The sequence below is a fragment of the Cupriavidus sp. 94F1 genome, assembly GCF_057798875.1.
In genome coordinates, this window is record NZ_JBYOJT010000001.1 from 495,658 (window position 1) to 511,576 (window position 15,919).

General features: G+C 66.6%; 14 protein-coding genes and 1 tRNA gene. 7 read left to right on the forward strand and 8 right to left on the reverse strand.

Annotated features, from left to right (window positions below; genetic code table 11):
* Window positions 1-94: 94 nt before the first annotated feature.
* Window positions 95-1,306: an MFS transporter gene (locus tag AC3FJ6_RS02250; protein WP_488770514.1), complete on the forward strand. Its 1,212-nt coding sequence runs from the start codon at window positions 95-97 to the stop codon at window positions 1,304-1,306.
* A gap of 1 nt (window position 1,307) precedes the next feature.
* Entirely contained in the window at window positions 1,308-1,433 is a 126-nt protein-coding gene (locus tag AC3FJ6_RS02255; protein WP_283780978.1) for a hypothetical protein, read from the forward strand.
* A 170-nt stretch (window positions 1,434-1,603) separates the two neighbouring features.
* Here AC3FJ6_RS02255 and AC3FJ6_RS02260 read toward each other — a convergent pair whose 3' ends face one another.
* Window positions 1,604-3,526 (reverse strand): ATP-binding cassette domain-containing protein, encoded by a 1,923-nt coding sequence (locus tag AC3FJ6_RS02260; RefSeq protein ID WP_488770515.1) that lies wholly within the window; start codon window positions 3,524-3,526, stop codon window positions 1,604-1,606.
* Window positions 3,527-4,045: 519 nt separating this feature from the next.
* On the opposite strand from AC3FJ6_RS02260, the gene AC3FJ6_RS02265 reads away from it, so the two are divergent.
* Together AC3FJ6_RS02265 and AC3FJ6_RS02270 are read left to right on the forward strand one after the other, a co-directional pair.
* Window positions 4,046-4,981, forward strand: coding sequence for an amino acid ABC transporter substrate-binding protein (locus AC3FJ6_RS02265; protein WP_488770516.1), 936 nt, complete (start codon window positions 4,046-4,048; stop codon window positions 4,979-4,981).
* Window positions 4,982-5,147: 166 nt separating this feature from the next.
* Window positions 5,148-6,338, forward strand: coding sequence for a benzoate/H(+) symporter BenE family transporter (locus AC3FJ6_RS02270; protein WP_488770517.1), 1,191 nt, complete (start codon window positions 5,148-5,150; stop codon window positions 6,336-6,338).
* A 42-nt stretch (window positions 6,339-6,380) separates the two neighbouring features.
* Here the strand turns inward: AC3FJ6_RS02270 and AC3FJ6_RS02275 are convergent, their stop codons facing one another.
* Window positions 6,381-6,908, reverse strand: coding sequence for a hypothetical protein (locus tag AC3FJ6_RS02275; protein ID WP_488770518.1), 528 nt, complete (start codon window positions 6,906-6,908; stop codon window positions 6,381-6,383).
* 365 nt (window positions 6,909-7,273) lie between these two features.
* Between AC3FJ6_RS02275 and AC3FJ6_RS02280 the strand changes: the two genes are divergently transcribed.
* Window positions 7,274-7,603, forward strand: a complete 330-nt coding sequence (locus tag AC3FJ6_RS02280; protein ID WP_488770519.1) for a DMT family transporter — start codon at window positions 7,274-7,276, stop codon at window positions 7,601-7,603.
* A gap of 22 nt (window positions 7,604-7,625) precedes the next feature.
* Here AC3FJ6_RS02280 and AC3FJ6_RS02285 read toward each other — a convergent pair whose 3' ends face one another.
* The 3 genes from AC3FJ6_RS02285 to AC3FJ6_RS02295 all read right to left on the reverse strand — a co-directional run bounded on the left by AC3FJ6_RS02285 (window position 7,626) and on the right by AC3FJ6_RS02295 (window position 9,043).
* Complete coding sequence (locus tag AC3FJ6_RS02285; protein ID WP_488770520.1) at window positions 7,626-7,952, reverse strand: hypothetical protein; 327 nt, start codon at window positions 7,950-7,952, stop codon at window positions 7,626-7,628.
* 286 nt (window positions 7,953-8,238) lie between these two features.
* Window positions 8,239-8,313, reverse strand: a tRNA-Arg gene (locus AC3FJ6_RS02290).
* A gap of 262 nt (window positions 8,314-8,575) precedes the next feature.
* Window positions 8,576-9,043 carry a lecithin retinol acyltransferase family protein gene (locus tag AC3FJ6_RS02295; RefSeq protein ID WP_153945491.1) on the reverse strand — a complete coding sequence of 156 codons (468 nt, stop codon included), beginning with the start codon at window positions 9,041-9,043 and terminating at the stop codon, window positions 8,576-8,578.
* A 437-nt stretch (window positions 9,044-9,480) separates the two neighbouring features.
* Between AC3FJ6_RS02295 and AC3FJ6_RS02300 the strand changes: the two genes are divergently transcribed.
* Together AC3FJ6_RS02300 and AC3FJ6_RS02305 are read left to right on the forward strand one after the other, a co-directional pair.
* The gene (locus AC3FJ6_RS02300) at window positions 9,481-9,771 is read left to right on the forward strand and encodes a hypothetical protein (protein ID WP_153945492.1); all 291 of its coding nucleotides are present in this window, start codon (window positions 9,481-9,483) and stop codon (window positions 9,769-9,771) included.
* A gap of 102 nt (window positions 9,772-9,873) precedes the next feature.
* Window positions 9,874-10,653, forward strand: a complete 780-nt coding sequence (locus AC3FJ6_RS02305) for a PP2C family protein-serine/threonine phosphatase (RefSeq protein ID WP_488770521.1) — start codon at window positions 9,874-9,876, stop codon at window positions 10,651-10,653.
* A 95-nt stretch (window positions 10,654-10,748) separates the two neighbouring features.
* Here AC3FJ6_RS02305 and AC3FJ6_RS02310 read toward each other — a convergent pair whose 3' ends face one another.
* The 3 genes from AC3FJ6_RS02310 to AC3FJ6_RS02320 are packed head-to-tail and all read right to left on the reverse strand — an operon-like array spanning window position 10,749 to window position 15,908.
* On the reverse strand, window positions 10,749-12,071 hold the full coding sequence (locus AC3FJ6_RS02310) for a sigma-54 interaction domain-containing protein (protein WP_488770522.1): 1,323 nt from the start codon (window positions 12,069-12,071) through the stop codon (window positions 10,749-10,751).
* Window positions 12,068-15,175, reverse strand: coding sequence for a peptidase domain-containing ABC transporter (locus tag AC3FJ6_RS02315; RefSeq protein ID WP_488770523.1), 3,108 nt, complete (start codon window positions 15,173-15,175; stop codon window positions 12,068-12,070). Before AC3FJ6_RS02315 ends, AC3FJ6_RS02310 begins: the two co-directional genes overlap by 4 nt.
* On the reverse strand, window positions 15,156-15,908 hold the full coding sequence (locus AC3FJ6_RS02320; protein WP_488770524.1) for a peptidylprolyl isomerase: 753 nt from the start codon (window positions 15,906-15,908) through the stop codon (window positions 15,156-15,158). Before AC3FJ6_RS02320 ends, AC3FJ6_RS02315 begins: the two co-directional genes overlap by 20 nt.
* Window positions 15,909-15,919 lie beyond the last annotated feature (11 nt).

Here is a 15,919-nt window from a genome sequence, read left to right on the forward strand (position 1 = left end):
GGCGCCACCCCGGCGTTACCCGATCACCGGCAGCACGCCGGCGGCGATTCAGAAGACAACAAGACAAAACAATAGAGACAATACCGAGCCCGACATGACCGATCGCAAACTATCCCTGACCACCGTGCTCGTGTGCGGCGGCCTGCTCGTCACCCTTTCCATGGGCATCCGGCATGGCTTTGGCCTGTTCAACCTGCCCATCACGCAGACGCACGGCTGGAACCGCGAGACTTTCGCGTTTGCGCTGGCGCTGCAGAACCTGATGTGGGGCGCCAGCCAGCCGATCACGGGCGCGCTGGCCGACAAGTTCGGCGCCGTGCGCATCATGATCGTCGGCGTGGCGTTGTATGTGGCCGGCCTGGTCGTGATGGCGCTGGCCACCAGCGGCACGGCGTTCGCCACCGGCGCCGGCGTGCTGATCGGCATTGCGCAGTCCGGCACCACCTACAGCGTGGTCTACGGCGTGATCGGCCGCGTGGCCAGCGCAGAAAAGCGCGTCTGGGCCATGGGCATCGCCGCCGCGGCCGGGTCCTTCGGCCAGTTCCTGATGATTCCGGTGGAGCAGACGCTGATTTCGACCGCGGGCTGGCAGAACGCGCTGTTCATCCTGGCCTTCCTGGCCTGCTTCATGCTGCCGCTGGCCCTGACGCTGCGCGAACCCAACATGGCCGCCAGCACCGGCGGCCACCAGCAGACCATTGGCGAAGCCACGCGCGAGGCCTTCGGCAACCGCAACTTCCAGTTGCTGACGCTGGGTTATTTCGTGTGCGGGTTCCAGGTGGTGTTCATTGGCGTGCACCTGGCGCCCTACCTGAAGGACCGGGGCCTGGTGGACGTGAAGATTGCCACGGTGGCGCTGGCGCTGATCGGCCTGTTCAATGTATTCGGCACCTACACGGCCGGCGCGATGGGCCAGCGCATGCCCAAACGCTACCTGCTGTCGGCCATCTATATCGCGCGGTCGGTCGTGATCGCCGGCTACCTGATGCTGCCGCTGACGGCCTGGAGCACCTGGATCTTTGCCGCGCTGATGGGTTTCCTGTGGCTGTCCACCGTGCCGCTGACCAACGGCATCATCGCGCAGGTGTTCGGCGTGAAGTACCTGTCGATGCTGTCGGGCGTGGTGTTCTTCTCGCACCAGATCGGCAGCTTCCTGGGCGCCTGGCTGGGCGGCTTCCTGTTCGACCGCACCGGCAGCTACAACACGGTGTGGCTGCTGGCGATCGGGCTCGGCGTGCTGGCCGCCCTGGTCAACCTGCCGATCCGGGAGCAGGCGCTGGCGCGCCCGCAGCCGGTGGGAGTCTGAGATGCGCTGGGCGCGCGGAGTGGGCTACCTGGCCTTGGCGGTGGTGCTGACGCTGGGGTTCCTGGCCTACCTGCGCCCGGCATTCATGGTCGACCTGACCAACATGGTGCTGGCGTGGTGCGGGTGAGGGTATGAGGTACCGTTGACCGGCTCCCCTCTCCCACATCGTGGGCAAGGGGTTGGGGGAGCGGGTAAGGCGGCTCGGCTTGCTGCCTTGTCGCAATCTGGACCTCTAGGCCCTCTCCCCCGGCCCCTCTCCCGCTGTGCGGGAGAGGGGAGAAAAACGTGGCGCAGGCTTCAGGTGCCCTCGCCTTTCGTCTTCTTTTCCAGCATTTCCCAGCGTTCCAGCGCCTCCAGCAGTTCCATCTCGATCTCGTCGTGGCGCGAGGCCAGTGCGGCGGCGCGCGCCGGGTCGGTGGCGTACAGCGAACCGTCCTCCAGCTGCGCGCCGATGGTCTTCTGCTCGGCCTCCAGGCTCGACATGCGCTCCGGCAATCCATCCAGCTCGCGCTGTTCCTTGTACGACAGCTTGACCGTGCGGTTGGCGCCGCGGGCCTCGCGGGTGCTGGCCTTGGGGGCGTCGGCCGCCTTGGGCTCGGCCCGGGCGGACTGCAGCGCCTGGGCGCGTGCCGACTGCTGCTCCCAGTCGGAATAGCCGCCCACCGATTCGCGCCACAGTCCATCGCCTTCGGCGGCGATCGTTGACGTGACCACGTTGTCCAGGAACGCGCGGTCGTGCGATACCAGAAACACCGTGCCGCTGTAGTCCTGCAGCAGTTCTTCCAGCAGTTCCAGCGTGTCGATGTCGAGGTCGTTGGTCGGTTCGTCCAGCACCAGCACGTTGGCCGGCCGGGCGAACAGGCGCGCCAGCAACAGGCGGTTGCGTTCGCCGCCGGACAGCGACTTGACCGGCGACCGCGCGCGCTCCGGCGCGAACAGGAAGTCGCCCAGGTAACTCATCACGTGCTTGCGCTGGCCGTTGACTTCCACCCAGTCGCTGCCGGGGCTGATGGTGTCGGCCAGCGATTTTTCCAGGTCCAGCGCCGAACGCATCTGGTCGAAGTACGCCACTTGGAGGTTGCTGCCATTGCGCACCGTGCCGGCGTCGGGCGCCAGATCGCCCAGGATCAGCCGCAGCAGCGTGGTCTTGCCGGCGCCGTTCGGGCCGATCAGGCCCACCTTGTCGCCGCGCATGATGGTGGCCGAGAAATCGCGCACCACCGTCTTGTTGCCGTACGACTTCGACACATCGACCAGTTCGGCCACGATCTTGCCCGAGCGGTCGCCCTGCGACACTTCCAGCTTGACGTTGCCCTGGACCTCGCGGCGCTGGGCGCGTTCGTCGCGCATGGCATGCAGCCGCTGCACCCGCGCCACGCTGCGCGTGCGGCGTGCCTCCACGCCCTTGCGGATCCACACTTCCTCCTGTGCCAGCAGCTTGTCGAACTTGGCCTGCTCCACGGCCTCGTTGGCCAGCAATTCGGCCTTGCGGGTCTGGTAGGCAGCAAAGTTGCCGGGGAACGACAACAGCTTGCCCCGGTCGAGTTCGACGATGCGGGTGGCCACGCGGTCCAGGAAGGCGCGGTCGTGGGTAATCAGCAGCACGCTGCCGCGGAAGCCCAGCAGCAGGTCTTCGAGCCAGCGGATGGCTTCGACGTCGAGGTGGTTGGTCGGCTCGTCGAGCAGCAGGATATCGGGCTCGGCCACCAGGCCCTGCGCCAGCGCCACGCGCTTCTGCAGGCCGCCGGACAGCGCGTCCACACGTACATGCGGGTCCAGGCCCAGCCTGGCCAGCGTGGTTTCCACGCGGGTGCGCAGTTGCCAGGCATCGGCGGCGTCGAGTTCGGCCTGCACGCGGTGCAGTTCGGCCAGCGTGGCCTCGTCGTGGTGCGATTCCAGTCTGGCCAGCGCCGCGTCATATCGCAGCAACAGGTCGTGGGCGGCGCCCATGCCCTGGCTGACCGCATCGAACACGGTCAGGCCGGGCTCGAATTGTGGCTCTTGCGCAACATAGGCCGATGTCACGCCGCTCTGGCGCGCAATCAGGCCGTCGTCGGGCGCGGACGCCCCCGACACGATCCGCAGCAGCGAGGACTTGCCCGTGCCGTTGCGGCCGATCAGGCCAACGCGTTCGCCGGCTTCGAGCGAGAAATCGGTATGGTCGAGCAGCGCCACGTGGCCAAAGGCCAGTTGGGCATCGGTAATGGAGAACAGGGCCATGATTGCGAGGAAGGGTAAGCGGCGCCCGACCGGAAGTCTGGCGCGAAGGCAGGCCCGAATTGTAGACGACGCGGCCCGCGCTGCCGTTGCCGCCCATGCTGGGCCTGACCGGCCGGCACAAGCGTGCCGGACAAAAAGAAAAGGCCCGTTCGCCTGAACGGGCCCCAAGAGTCTCTCCTCGGTGCCCTGCTCGCAAGGCACGACTGAAGCATAGCCAGCGGCGCGGCACACCAGAAGTCGGACAAATCCGTAAGGGAAAATCCTCGTCAACCTGCCCCGGCCCGAAGCGTTGCGTGCCGGGGACGTTGAGCCCGCGCACTAACGGCGGCTGTTGTGCCGAGATGGGCGCCCGTGGAACAATCCGGAGCATCGGAATTCTCCTAAATTCCGGAACCGCAGAACAAGCACAACGACAGCAGTACCCAGCAGCAGTCATAGAGCCGGACCCATCCGGCCAGTCGCGGCGCAGCGCGCCGCCGGGGTTGTTCCTAGAAAAATCATTTTCGACGGGTGTCATTCATGACCAATTCGGGCCTGCCGCGCCGTGCCTCGCTACGAGGCATGGCGCCTGTCGTACTTTCCCTAGCCGCGTTGCTCTGCCTGCCTGCCGCACCGGCGGCGCAGGCGGCCATGCCCAACTCCGTGGTGCTGCGCATCCAGCAGACCGGGGCCATCCGCATTGCCCACCGCGAAAGCTCGGTGCCGTTTTCGTTCGTGGTGGACGGCAAGCCGATGGGCTACGCCGTGGACCTGTGCCTGAGGGTGGCCGATGCCGTGCGCACGCAGCTCAAGCTGCCGCAGTTGCGCGTGGAATGGGTGCCGGTGACGCCGGCCTCGCGCATCCCGGCCATCGTCGAGGGCAAGGCCGACCTGGAATGCGGATCGACCACCAACAACCGCGAGCGCCGCGACCAGGTGGCATTCACCATTCCGCACTACATCGCCGGCAGCCGCATGCTGGTGAAAGCCGACTCGGGCATCCGCAAGTGGGGCGACCTGCGCGGCAAGACCGTGGTGTCCACCACCAAGACCACGCCGCTGGAGATGATCCGCAAGATGGACGAGGCGGGTGCCATGGGCTGGAAAGTGGTGGAGGCCAAGGACCATGCCGAGGCCTTTGCCATGGTCGAATCGGGCAAGGCCGACGCCTTCGTGATGGACGACGTGCTGCTGTTCGGCCTGCGCGCCAACGCGAAGAACCCCGCATCGCTGGCCGTGACCGGCGACCTGCTGACGATCGAGCCGTACGCGGTCATGCTGTCCAGGCACGACGCCGAGTTCAAGAAGATCGTGGACAAGGCGATGGTCACGTCGATCTATGACCAGGAAACCCAGAAGCTGTACCGCAAGTGGTTCCTGCAGCCGATCCCCCCGAACGGCATCACGCTGGATATCCCGATGAGCTACCTGCTGCGCGATTCGTTCAAGTTCCCGAGCGACAAGGTGGCCGACTGAGGTCCACTGGGGTCCACTGAGGCCCACCGAGGTCCCCTGAGGCCGATCATAGGATCGGCCTCCCCCCCGACCGCCTGACCGGCCCGCGCGGGCGGCGACAAAACCACCCTGCCCCGCGCTGCCGTGCGAAGATACCGGCCCATTCCGTCCTTCGCATGCCCCTTCGATGAACCGCGCCCACGCCCCGAAGCTGTCCGACCTTTCCGTTTCCACGCTGGTGGCCGGGCTGATCGCCCTGCTGACCGGCTACACCAGTTCGCTGGTGCTGATGATCCAGGCCGGCCAGGCGGCGCACCTGACCGACCCGCAGATTTCGTCATGGATCTGGGCGCTGTCGATCGGCATGGGCGTGACCACGCTGGGGCTGTCGCTGGCCATGCGTGTGCCGGTCGTGGTGGCCTGGTCCACACCGGGCGCGGCGCTGCTGATTGCCAGCCTGCCCGGCGTGCCCTATGCCGAAGCGATCGGCGCCTTTCTGATGGCTGCGCTGCTGATGACCGCGGCCGGTCTGACCGGCTGGTTCGACAAGCTCATGAAGGCGCTGCCTGCCAGCATCGCGTCGGCCCTGCTGGCCGGCATCCTGTTCCGCATCAGCGTGGATGTGTTCGTGCAGGCCCAGTACCAGACGGTGCTGTTGCTGGCGATGTTTGCCACCTACCTGGTCGGGCGGCGCTGGTGGCCGCGCTATGCGGTGCCGGGCGTGCTGGCCGTGGGCGTGGCGCTGGCTGGCGCGACGGGCCAGTTGCACTTCGAGCAGTTTCATTTCACCGTGGCGCTGCCGGTGTGGACCACACCGGCGTTCTCGCTGGCGGCCTTCGTCAGCATCGCCGTGCCGCTGTTCATCGTCGCGCTGGCGTCGCAGAACATTCCGGGGCTGGCCGTGCTGCGCGCCGACGGCTACCACGTGCCGGCCAGCCCGCTGATCGCCGTGACCGGCATCGCATCGGCTCTCCTGGCCCCGTTTGGCTCCCATGGCATCAACCTGGCGGCCATCACCGCCGCCATCTGCACCGGCCCGCAGGCCGATGCGGACCCGCGCCGCCGGTACATGGCAGCCGTGGTGTGCGGCGTGGGCTATCTGGTGATGGGCGTGATGGCCGCCAGCATCGCGGCGCTGTTCGCGGCCTTCCCGAAGGCGCTGGTGGTGGCCGTGGCGGCCTTCGCCCTGCTCGGATCGATCGCCAACGGGTTGACCGTGGCCATGCAGACGCCAGCCGAGCGCGAATCGGCGCTGCTGACGTTCATGATCACGGCATCGGGCATGACGCTGGCCGGCGTCGGTTCGGCCTTCTGGGGCGTGGTCGGGGGCATGCTCGCGCTGCTGGTGCTCAAGCCGCGCGCGCCGAAGGCCGCCTGATCCGGGGCATGCCCCGGGGCTGCCTGCCGCCGCCGGCGCGGCTCAGAGCAGCAGGAACGCCACCTCGGCCGCGCTGATCGCGGTCACCGGCACGCCCTTGCGCCGCTGGAACAGCACGTGTTCCAGCACGCGGTCGCGATGCTCGGCAAACACAGCCGGCGCTAACCGCAGCGCTGCCGTGCCGTAGTGCTCGGCCAGCAGCTTGTAGACGCGATGCCGGACCAGCAGCATCTCGTTGTCGGCCTGCAGCCGCGTCATTTCGCTGGTGTGGTCTTCCTCGAGCTGGCGCATGCTGACCACCACGCGCGCGTGCATGCCGCGGTAGCGGTCGATCTCGGCGTGCGCGCGGCGCAGTTCCTCGCGCAAGGCCCGCGATTCCTGCTGCAGCCTGAGATTGTGCTGAACGCCCCGCTGGATGCGGGCCGCTTCCTCCAGCGCCTGGTCGGCAGCGGCGATCGTGTTTTGCCACACGCCCTCGGCGGGTTCGGTACGGTGGTCGGACGTTCCCTCGACGTCGGCCAGCCGCGTGATGACAGGCCATGCCGTGGCCGCATCCAGATCGGTTGTCATACTGCTCCCCATTTATCCCGTTTACCCGCGTCCCGCCACCGGCGCCTCATTATTGGGTGCCGGCATGGTCAGGCCACTGGTTTTTTTGTCGCCGCGACTTTTATGGTTGGCCGCCTCGATTTTCTCCCCCCCGGGCGGCTATGGCGTACGCGTAGCATTCAAGACGGGTATTGGCTTTGGCACAACCACCGCGAGGGAGGGTAATCCAACCGCCTGAAACCCGCATGGAGACTGGATTGTGGGCATTTTCGGCACCGTTTTGCAGCCCCCTGTTTGAGTGCATCTTGCATAATGGTTTGCCCGAGCGCCTTAATGGCCGCTTTCTCGAATGCTGAACCGCTGTTTCCTTGCCTGCCGCCCCTTCCATGAACGGATATCTGCTTCTTGCCCTGGCCATCGTCGCCGAAGTCATTGCCACCAGCAGCCTCAAGGCCGCCGAGAATTTCACGCGCTTCTGGCCCAGCGTGCTGGTGGTCGCTGGCTATGTGGCCGCGTTCTGGCTGCTGTTGCAGGTCATGAAGACCGTGCCGGTGGGGGTGGCCTACGCCATCTGGTCAGGCGCGGGCATTGTCCTGGTAACGATGATCGCCGTGGTGCTGTACCGGCAGGTGCCGGATCTGGCGGCCGTGGTTGGCATCGCGCTGATCATCGCCGGGGTGGCGGTCATCCAGCTGTTCTCGAAGATGAGCCACTAGCTGCGGGGCGCCCTGCCGGCGCTCAGGTCTTGGGCGGCAGCGTGCGCAGCAGGCGGTTGACCTGAACCAGCGTCTCGCACTCGTCGGCCTTGCGCTTGCGACGCTCGTCCACGATGTCCAGCAGCGCCCGGATTTGGCCATTCTTGGCCTCGCAGGCTTCCTTGCCGTCCTTCGGGCACACCACGTCGATCTCGCCGCGCAGGCTTTCCTGGACGATATCGATCAGCGCCGAACAGCCCGACGTATCGTTCAATGCCGGATCGGACGCAGGCTGCACCGCCACCGCAGGGGCGGCGGCCATCACGGCCAGCGCGGAAAACCAGCGCAGAGACGTCCGGAATAGAGACATGGATCGACAGATTTGGGCAGACAACGCCACCGCGACTGCGGCGTGCGGGCTACATGATAGCCGTTTGTTGAAGCTGGTCCGCAGAATTCGGCCGCTTGGCGCACAGGGTCGGGCGGCAAAGAAACAGGCCACATTGTGGCCTGTCGCAGGACGGGCGGCACGGCGCAACGTGCGCCGTTGCGGGTGCCAGCGCACACTGCCTGGTAGCGCGGCCCGCCGTGCCAGTGTCCTCACCCTTGTGATCCCCCGATCCTGGTCCCAGTGGGTCCGCTCATGCTCAGGGTGGTGGTCCCGCCGACAGGAATCGAACCTGTATCTAGCGCTTAGGAGGCGCTCGTTCTATCCATTGAACTACGGCGAGCGGACCGTCTGCACGGTGCCTGCGCCGCGCTGGGGCGGGCGGACCGGAAGACGGGGCGCAGTATAGCAAACTCCGCCAGTGCCGGATGTCGGCGATCGCTGTCGTGGCGCATCTCGTGGCGCCTTCGCCGGCGGACCCGGGCGGCGTCCCCCTGCTGGCCGCAGGCGCGGTGGCAGGCGCGGCCGCTGCGGGCGGTACAGTTTTCCCAATCGATCAGTCCGGACATGGCGGGCCCCTTTGGCGGTGGAGTGCTGGCGATGGATCAGGCGGCGTGCAGGCTGGCGAGGTGGAGGCTCGACAGCAGGGCCAGCGCCATCTGCAGCACGATGACCATTGCGGTGCCGGGGTTGCGCAGGCAGGTTTCCACCTGTTCGCTGCGGGGCTGGCCCAGCAGGCACCACGTGCAGAAGTGCTCACAGTTGTTGGTCAGCAGGTGGTAGCGGTTCTCGCCCAGGCGGCTGCGGGCGCGCGACACGGCTTCGGCGCCCAGGTAGCGGGCGCACGGTTCGGACTTGGCCGTCACGCCGTGACCGTCGGCAAACTGTTCAAGCGTGGTTTCTTCCACGGGGCCCGCGTGCAGCGCGTGGCAGAAGCCGGCGTAGTGGATGACGCGGCCCTGGCCGACGTAGATGCCATGGTGCGCGTAGCCGTTGCGTTCCGTCACGAGATGGGCGCCGGGCAGGTAGGCATCTTCCAGGCGGCTGACTTGTTGTTGGTCTTGGGCGTTCATGGCAGGTCTCGGTTCGGTGTCGGTGGCTGGCAGTCAGGGCTGCGTCGGTGCCTACCCAACCGCATCAAGCGTGCCAGAGCACCGGATCGACGGCGGGACAACGGCTGGCGGCGATTCGGCAAATGCGAACCGCGCGAATTTGTCGGCGTATGCCCAACAGCGTTGGCCGCATTGTGTTGGCGGGTGACCGGCATTGGGGCGAGGCCAGCCAGCAGACGGACGTCAGCGCCCGGCCAACGCCTGGCGGCCGCATGCTGACGGCGCCGCCCCACCAGTTCCGGCCGACTGTTGGCGCGTGCCCAACGCGTGTTCCGGCCAATGCCGCACATGGCTCGCACAATGGGTACGGCATGCGCGCCAATCATCACAACGGCGCCGTGGCACACCGTTTGCTCCTTAAGCGCAGACCCTTTCGATGCCAGCCTCAGGAGACCATCATGGCTACGCTCACCATCCGCGACCTGAACACCCAGCGCGCACTGGATTTCCGGGCCATGTCGGCCGTGCGGGGCGGCGGCGCGCCGTGGGTGTTCGGCTGGATCCAGCCTTATGTGGCGGCACGCCCCAGCGCGTTACCCGTCGTGAACTTTTACGAGATCAACTACAGCTTCTATGCTGATCAGATGAACAACCAGTTCCAGAACGTGAACGTCCAGAACACGGCGCCGAATTCGAATATCACGGTCGATGCCGGCATGGACGCCCGCAACAAGGGACGGCTGGTCTGAGCCCTGCAGCATCCGGCAGGGCTTTCGCGGTGACTTCCAAATTCCCGGCGCCCCGTGGGCGCCATACGCGCAAGCCGGTATCGGCCCGCGCTGGAGCATGCCGTGACCTGCGTATCGCAATTCCGCTGGACTTCGGCCGCCTGCACAGACGTCGGACGGGTGCGGGCACGCAATGAAGACGCCTGCCTGGCCATGCCCGAGCGCGGCATCTGGGCCGTGGCCGATGGCATGGGCGGCCACGCGGTGGGCGACTTCGCCAGCCGCGCGATCATCCAGGCGCTATCGGCGCTGCCCGAGCCCGACAGCCTCGATGGCGCCGTCGAGAACGCGCGCCTTGCCATGCAGACCGTCAACCAGTTGCTGATCGAGGAAGCGCTGCGGATGAAGGTGCGCGTGATCGGCAGCACCGTGGTGATGCTGCTGGTCTGCGAGCGCCGCTGCAGTTGCCTGTGGGCCGGCGACAGCCGGCTGTACCTGCTCCGCGACGGCCACCTGAAGCAGCTGTCGCGCGATCACAGCCAGGTGGAACGGCTCAAGGCGCGCGGGCTCATTACGGCCGACGAGGCCAAGCACCATCCCGCCCACAACACCATCACGCGCGCCGTGGGTGCGGCACCCACGCTGGATCTGGAACGGCTGACGCTGGAGATCGGCGATGGCGACGTGTTCATGCTCTGCAGCGACGGTCTCAGCAACGAAGTCGAGGACGACCAGATCGCTGCGCTGCTGGCCCCGGGCATCGCCGATCCGGCGGCTGCCGCCGATGCATTGGTCAAGCAGGCGCTCGACAACGGCGGCCGCGACAACGTGTCGGTAGTGGTGATCCGCGCCGAGGACATCGGCGGCGGATCGGACATGACGCTGCTGAATCCGGAGGTTTGATCCGGAGGTTTGAGGCAGCGCAAACGCAGCACGCATTGCGGACGTTTCGCATGGCAATGACTGAAGAAGCCCTGCATCCGAAAGATCGCCCCGCCCTACTTCCCATCCGCCTGCCGGTTGTTCCGGAAATCCTTCGAGTGGATGCCGTGCTTCTTCAGCAGCATCTGGACGTGCGACCGGTTCATGTCGAAGCGGCGCGCCAGTTCGGCCACGGTTCCCCCGACTTCCTGCAGCCCGCGTTCCAGGAAGGCCCTTTCGGCCTCGTCGCTGGCGGCGCGCTTGGCCTCGCTGAGCGATGTGGCCGTGCTCAGGTCGGTTACCGTTGCCTTGCCGCCCGCGGCTGCCACGGCCTGCAGCCCCGTCGGCCGGGGGCGGATGTCCTGGGGCAGGTGGGCGAAATCGGCCGTGTCGCCGGCCAGGCATGACAGCCGGTACATCAGGTTGCGCAGTTCGCGGATATTGCCCGGGTACTCGTAGTGCAGCAGGAAGTCGCGCAGCCGGGGCGTCAGCTTCAGCGGCCGCCGCTTGAGCTGGCCGGCCGCCTCGTCGCCGAAGTAGGCCACCAGCAGCGGGATTTCGTCGCGCCGTTCCCGCAGGGCCGGCAGGGTCACGTGGATCACGCTGAGCCGGTAGAACAGGTCTTCGCGGAACGTGCCCTCCTGGCTCATCCGGCGCAGGTCCTTGTTGGTGGCCGCGACGATGCGCGTATCGACGGCGATCACCTCGTCGGAGCCCACCCGCTGGATCTCGTGTGCCTCCAGCACGCGCAGCAGCTTCACCTGCCCGGTCAGCGGCAATTCCCCGATCTCGTCCAGGAAGATGGTGCCCGTATGCGCGCTCTCGAACTTGCCGCGCCGGTCGTTGGCCGCGCCGGTGAACGCGCCCTTCTTGTGGCCGAACAGTTCCGATTCGAGCAGGCTGTCGGGAATCGCGCCGCAGTTGACCGAGATGAACGGCTTGTCGTTGCGCAGGCCGTTGGCGTGGATCACCTTGGCCATCAGCTCCTTGCCTGTGCCGCTTTCGCCGTCGATCAGCACGGGCAGGTCGGTCGGCGCAGCCTTCTCGGCGATTTCCAGCGATTCGAGCAGCCTGGGGTTGTCGCCGAACGTGCCCTCGAAGATAAAGCTGCGCTCCATCAGCGCCTGCCGCCGCTCGCGGGCCGACATCTCCACCGGCTCGACCACCGCCTCGTCGGCCCCCGCCTCGCCCGTGGCCGACGCCGCCGCCACAAAGCGTTCCTTGTGCGACAGGCCCATGACCTCGTCGCGCAGTGTAGTGGCCTGCTTGAGCAGCTTCTCGATGTCGGGCCGCTCCAGCCGCGACGACCAGCGCAGCGTGGAGCGCAGGATCTCGATCCGCTCGATCAGGCCCGCGAACGATACGGCCGAGGTGACGGGGGTGGGGTTGTATAGCTTCATGCCGCGCTCAACTGCTTCTGGACCAACTGGTAGTACATGCCGCGCCGTTCCAGCAGTTCCTCGTGCCGCCCCTGTTCCACGATGCCGCCTTCGTACAGCACCAGGATCTTGTCGGCCTGCATGATGGTGCTGAGCCGGTGCGCGATGATCACGGCCGTGCGGCCCTTCAGGATCTCCTGCATATTGGCCAGGATGTTGCTCTCCGACTGCGTGTCCAGCGCCGACGTGGCCTCGTCGAACACCAGCAGCCGCGGGCCGTGATACAGCGCCCGCGCGATGCACAGCCGCTGGATCTGCCCGCCCGACAGCCCGATGCCGCGCTCGCCCACCACCTGCTCGTAGCCGAGCGGCAGCTTCGAGATGAACGCGTGGGCGTCGGCCATCTTGGCCACTTCCTCGATGCGGCGCCGGTCCGGGCTGTCGTCGCCGCAGGCAATGTTCTCGGCCACCGTGCCCGAGAACAGCAGGTTGGTCTGCATCACATACCCTACCTGGGCACGGAAGAACTCGGTGTCGATCACGTTCATGTCGTAGCCGTCCACCTTCATGGTGCCGTCGGTCGGCTTGTAGAAGCCCACCAGCAGCTTGGCCAGCGTGGTCTTGCCCGACCCGCTGCGGCCGACGATGGCCACCATCTCGCCCGGCCGCATATGGAAGCTGATGTTCTCCAGCACGTAGGCGGTGTCCTCGCCGCCATAGCGGAAGTACACGCCGTCGAACTGGATCTCGCCCTGCAGGTCCGGCAGCGACACGCGCGACATCACGTCCTGCGGCTTCTGCTCCGGCTCCAGGTCCAGCACGTCGCCCAGCCGCTCCATCGCCACGCCGGCATCGTTGAGTTGGCCCCACAGCGCCACCAGCCCCATCAGCGGTGCCAGCACACTGCCCATGAAGGCGTTGAACGCGATCAGCTGCCCGATCGTCAGTTCGCGCTCCAGCACCAGCGTGGCGCCCACCCAGAGGATCGTGATGGTGGTGGCCGCGTTCAGCACCTGGCTGACCAGCCCCACCAGGATATGGAACGATTGCGCCTGGTACTGCTTGTCCAGCGCCTTGGCGTACTTGCGCTCCCAGCGCAGCCGCACCGGGCGTTCGATCCCCATGCCCTTCACGGTCTCCGCGCCGCCCAGCGTTTCCATCAGGTAGGCCTTGGCATCGGTCGATGCCGCGAACACCTCGCGCGCGTAGCCCTTCACCTTGGGCGTGACCACCACGGTCAGCGCGGCAATCGGGATCACGAACGCAATCAGCAGCAGCGTCAGCTTCACGTTGTAGAGAAACATGATGCTGAAGTAGATGAACACCATCAGCAGGTTCAGCGCCGTGGTCACCGTGGACTCCGTCAGGAATGCGCGGATGGTCTGGTTTTCCTGGAAGCGCGCGAAGATGTCGCCGGTCTTGCGCTTGGCAAAGAACGACAGCGGCAGCGACAGCGTGTGCTTGAAGAAGTGCGACATCATCGCGAAATCCATGTTCCGGACCATGAAGTTCGCCAGGTACGCGCGGATGGTGACCATCAGCTGCGTGAACACGTTCGAGATCACCAGCCCCAGGATCAGCAGGTGCAGCAGCCCGATGTTCTGGTGCACCACCACGCCATCGAGGATGTTCTGGATGATCAGCGGCGGCACCACGCCCAGCACCTGGATCACGAACGTGGCCAGGAACAGATGCGCCAGGATGCGCTTGTACGGCGACAGGTAGCCGATGAAACGCAGCCACGGCGAGCGCGACACCGCCAGTTCGTTCATCTGCGTACCGGGCGAGAACAGCAGGCAGGTGCCGCTCCAGCCGCGCTCGAACTCCTCGGCGCTCATCTTGCGGAAGCCGATGGCCGGGTCCGCCACCCACACGTGCTGCGACGACACGCCGTAGACCACCACGTAGTGGTAGCCCTCCCAGTGGATGATGAACGGCAGCTCGAAGCCGGTCAGCGCATCCCGCGTGCATTGCACGCCGCGCGTGGTGAAGCCCAGCGATTCGCCCGCCCGCGCCAGGCTATCGAGCGTGGCGCCGGCCGTGGTCACATTGGCCAGTTCGCGCAACTTGCCCAGCGTCATGGGAACGCCATAGTGGCGGCAGATCATCGCCAGGCAGGCAGCGCCGCAGTCCATCTCCTCGGCCTGCTCCACCAGCGCGAAGCGGCGGATCAGCCGTTCGCCCAGCGCGGGCTTCGAGTGCAGGTCCAGCAGCACCGGCCGCTTGCGGCGCTCGGCGAGCTTCTTCTGCCGGTGTAATTCCCGATCCACGGTGCGGATGCGCTCTTCCAGCACCTCGCGCAGCCGCGCGTTGCGCTCCAGGATCAACTGCACCGTCTTCTCGGGGATCACCAGCAGCCGCGTGTCGGTCTCGGCGATGGCCGAGGCGATCTGCTCCTGGCGCATCACGCAGGCGCGCTCGCCGAAGATTTCGCCTTGTCCCAGCGTGGCCAGCTGGAACGTGTCGCCGTCCTCCTCGCGCACGATGCGCACCGTGCCCTGGCGCACCACATACAGACGCCGATCCTCGCGCCCGTCCTGCTGCAGGATTTCCTTGCCTGCCGCCACGCGCTTGACGCCCACGCTGCGCACGGCGTCTTCCAGCTCCAGCTTGTCGAGCTTACCGCGCAGGTCGAACAGCCGCGCCACGAAGCCCCCCGCCGAACTGATGGCCACGTAGCTGGTGATAAAGGCCAGCGCGGCCGGGTTGCCGCCCACCGTCGGTTCGGCAACGGCGCGCGGTATCGTGATCAGCTCGGTCTTGCCCGATGCCCGCACCGACGACTCGTGCCGGTACTCGCGCAGCAGCGCAATATCGGCAAACACCTCGCCGGTCTTGCGCACGCCCATGCTGATTTCCTTGCCATGCTCCTCGTTGAACACGCGCACGGAGCCGCTGCGCACGATGAAAATGCCGTCCGCCGGCTCGCCCGCATTGCAGACCGTGTCGCCAAAGCCGAAATGCAGCGTGCGGGCGCTGGCGGCCAGCCGCTCGATCTCGTCGCGCGACAACGGCGACAGGATCTCCACCGTGGCCAGGAAGTCGGCCAGCGACTGTCCGGCGGGCGGCGCGGGGGCTGCGGCAGCGGCCGGCGCCGCCACCTCGCTAGCGGGCTTCGATGACATGTTCCTGCGCCCTGGCCATCAGCCATTCCTCGCGGAGCAGCCGGCGAATCTCCACGGTCACGTCGGGGTCCAGCCGGGCTGGATGCTTGGCGCGCACCAGGAAGACCTCGAAGAACGACTTGTCGGGCGCCGGAAACGGCCCCAGCAGGTCGCCGGCCTCGGCGTTGAACACCTTGGCCTCGATGTCGCCCTTGAGCGATCCGCGCAGCACCTTGCCGATGTCGCCCCCCTGCTCGCGCGTATCGGCGATCGAATGCTCGCGCGCCATCTCGGCAAACGCATCGGGATCGTCCTGCAGGTACGACACCAGTTCCTTTGCCTTGCCCTCGGTGTCCACCACGATATGGCTGACCTCGATGCTGTCGAACTTCGGGGAATTGAGCTGGAAGTACGACTCCACCGCCTGGTCCGTGCACACCTGCTCCATCATCTTTTCCTGGTACAGGCTGTCGGTGATGAAGGTCTCGAACTCGTCGAGCGTGATGTTCAGCGCGTCGAGGTAGTGGTTCATGTCTGCCGCCCGGTGCAGGCCATGCACGCGGCGGAACTGGTCGGCGCGCTCCTGCACTTCCTCAGGCGTCAGCTTCAGGCCCTGGCGGCGCGCCGCGTGGGCGGTCAGCTTGTCGCGCACCAGTTGCTCCACCAGCCCTTCGAACTGGCCGGTCAGCTTCAGGACCCTCACGAATTCGTCGACGCCGATCATTTCTTCGTCGATGCGTACGATGGCTGTCATCGCCCTCTCCT

What these genes read in the sequence shown, in the direction of transcription:
- AC3FJ6_RS02285 (WP_488770520.1), bottom strand. Translation starts at nt 7,952, where the DNA reads ATGTCTCTATTCCGGACGTCTCTGCGCTGGTTTTCCGCGCTGGCCGTG.
- AC3FJ6_RS02255 (WP_283780978.1), top strand. Translation starts at nt 1,308, where the DNA reads ATGCGCTGGGCGCGCGGAGTGGGCTACCTGGCCTTGGCGGTGGTGCTG.
- AC3FJ6_RS02280 (WP_488770519.1), top strand. Translation starts at nt 7,274, where the DNA reads ATGAACGGATATCTGCTTCTTGCCCTGGCCATCGTCGCCGAAGTCATT.
- AC3FJ6_RS02270 (WP_488770517.1), top strand. Translation starts at nt 5,148, where the DNA reads ATGAACCGCGCCCACGCCCCGAAGCTGTCCGACCTTTCCGTTTCCACG.
- AC3FJ6_RS02315 (WP_488770523.1), bottom strand. Translation starts at nt 15,175, where the DNA reads ATGTCATCGAAGCCCGCTAGCGAGGTGGCGGCGCCGGCCGCTGCCGCA.
- AC3FJ6_RS02300 (WP_153945492.1), top strand. Translation starts at nt 9,481, where the DNA reads ATGGCTACGCTCACCATCCGCGACCTGAACACCCAGCGCGCACTGGAT.
- AC3FJ6_RS02260 (WP_488770515.1), bottom strand. Translation starts at nt 3,526, where the DNA reads ATGGCCCTGTTCTCCATTACCGATGCCCAACTGGCCTTTGGCCACGTG.
- AC3FJ6_RS02250 (WP_488770514.1), top strand. Translation starts at nt 95, where the DNA reads ATGACCGATCGCAAACTATCCCTGACCACCGTGCTCGTGTGCGGCGGC.
- AC3FJ6_RS02275 (WP_488770518.1), bottom strand. Translation starts at nt 6,908, where the DNA reads ATGACAACCGATCTGGATGCGGCCACGGCATGGCCTGTCATCACGCGG.
- AC3FJ6_RS02265 (WP_488770516.1), top strand. Translation starts at nt 4,046, where the DNA reads ATGACCAATTCGGGCCTGCCGCGCCGTGCCTCGCTACGAGGCATGGCG.
- AC3FJ6_RS02320 (WP_488770524.1), bottom strand. Translation starts at nt 15,908, where the DNA reads ATGACAGCCATCGTACGCATCGACGAAGAAATGATCGGCGTCGACGAA.
- AC3FJ6_RS02310 (WP_488770522.1), bottom strand. Translation starts at nt 12,071, where the DNA reads ATGAAGCTATACAACCCCACCCCCGTCACCTCGGCCGTATCGTTCGCG.
- AC3FJ6_RS02295 (WP_153945491.1), bottom strand. Translation starts at nt 9,043, where the DNA reads ATGAACGCCCAAGACCAACAACAAGTCAGCCGCCTGGAAGATGCCTAC.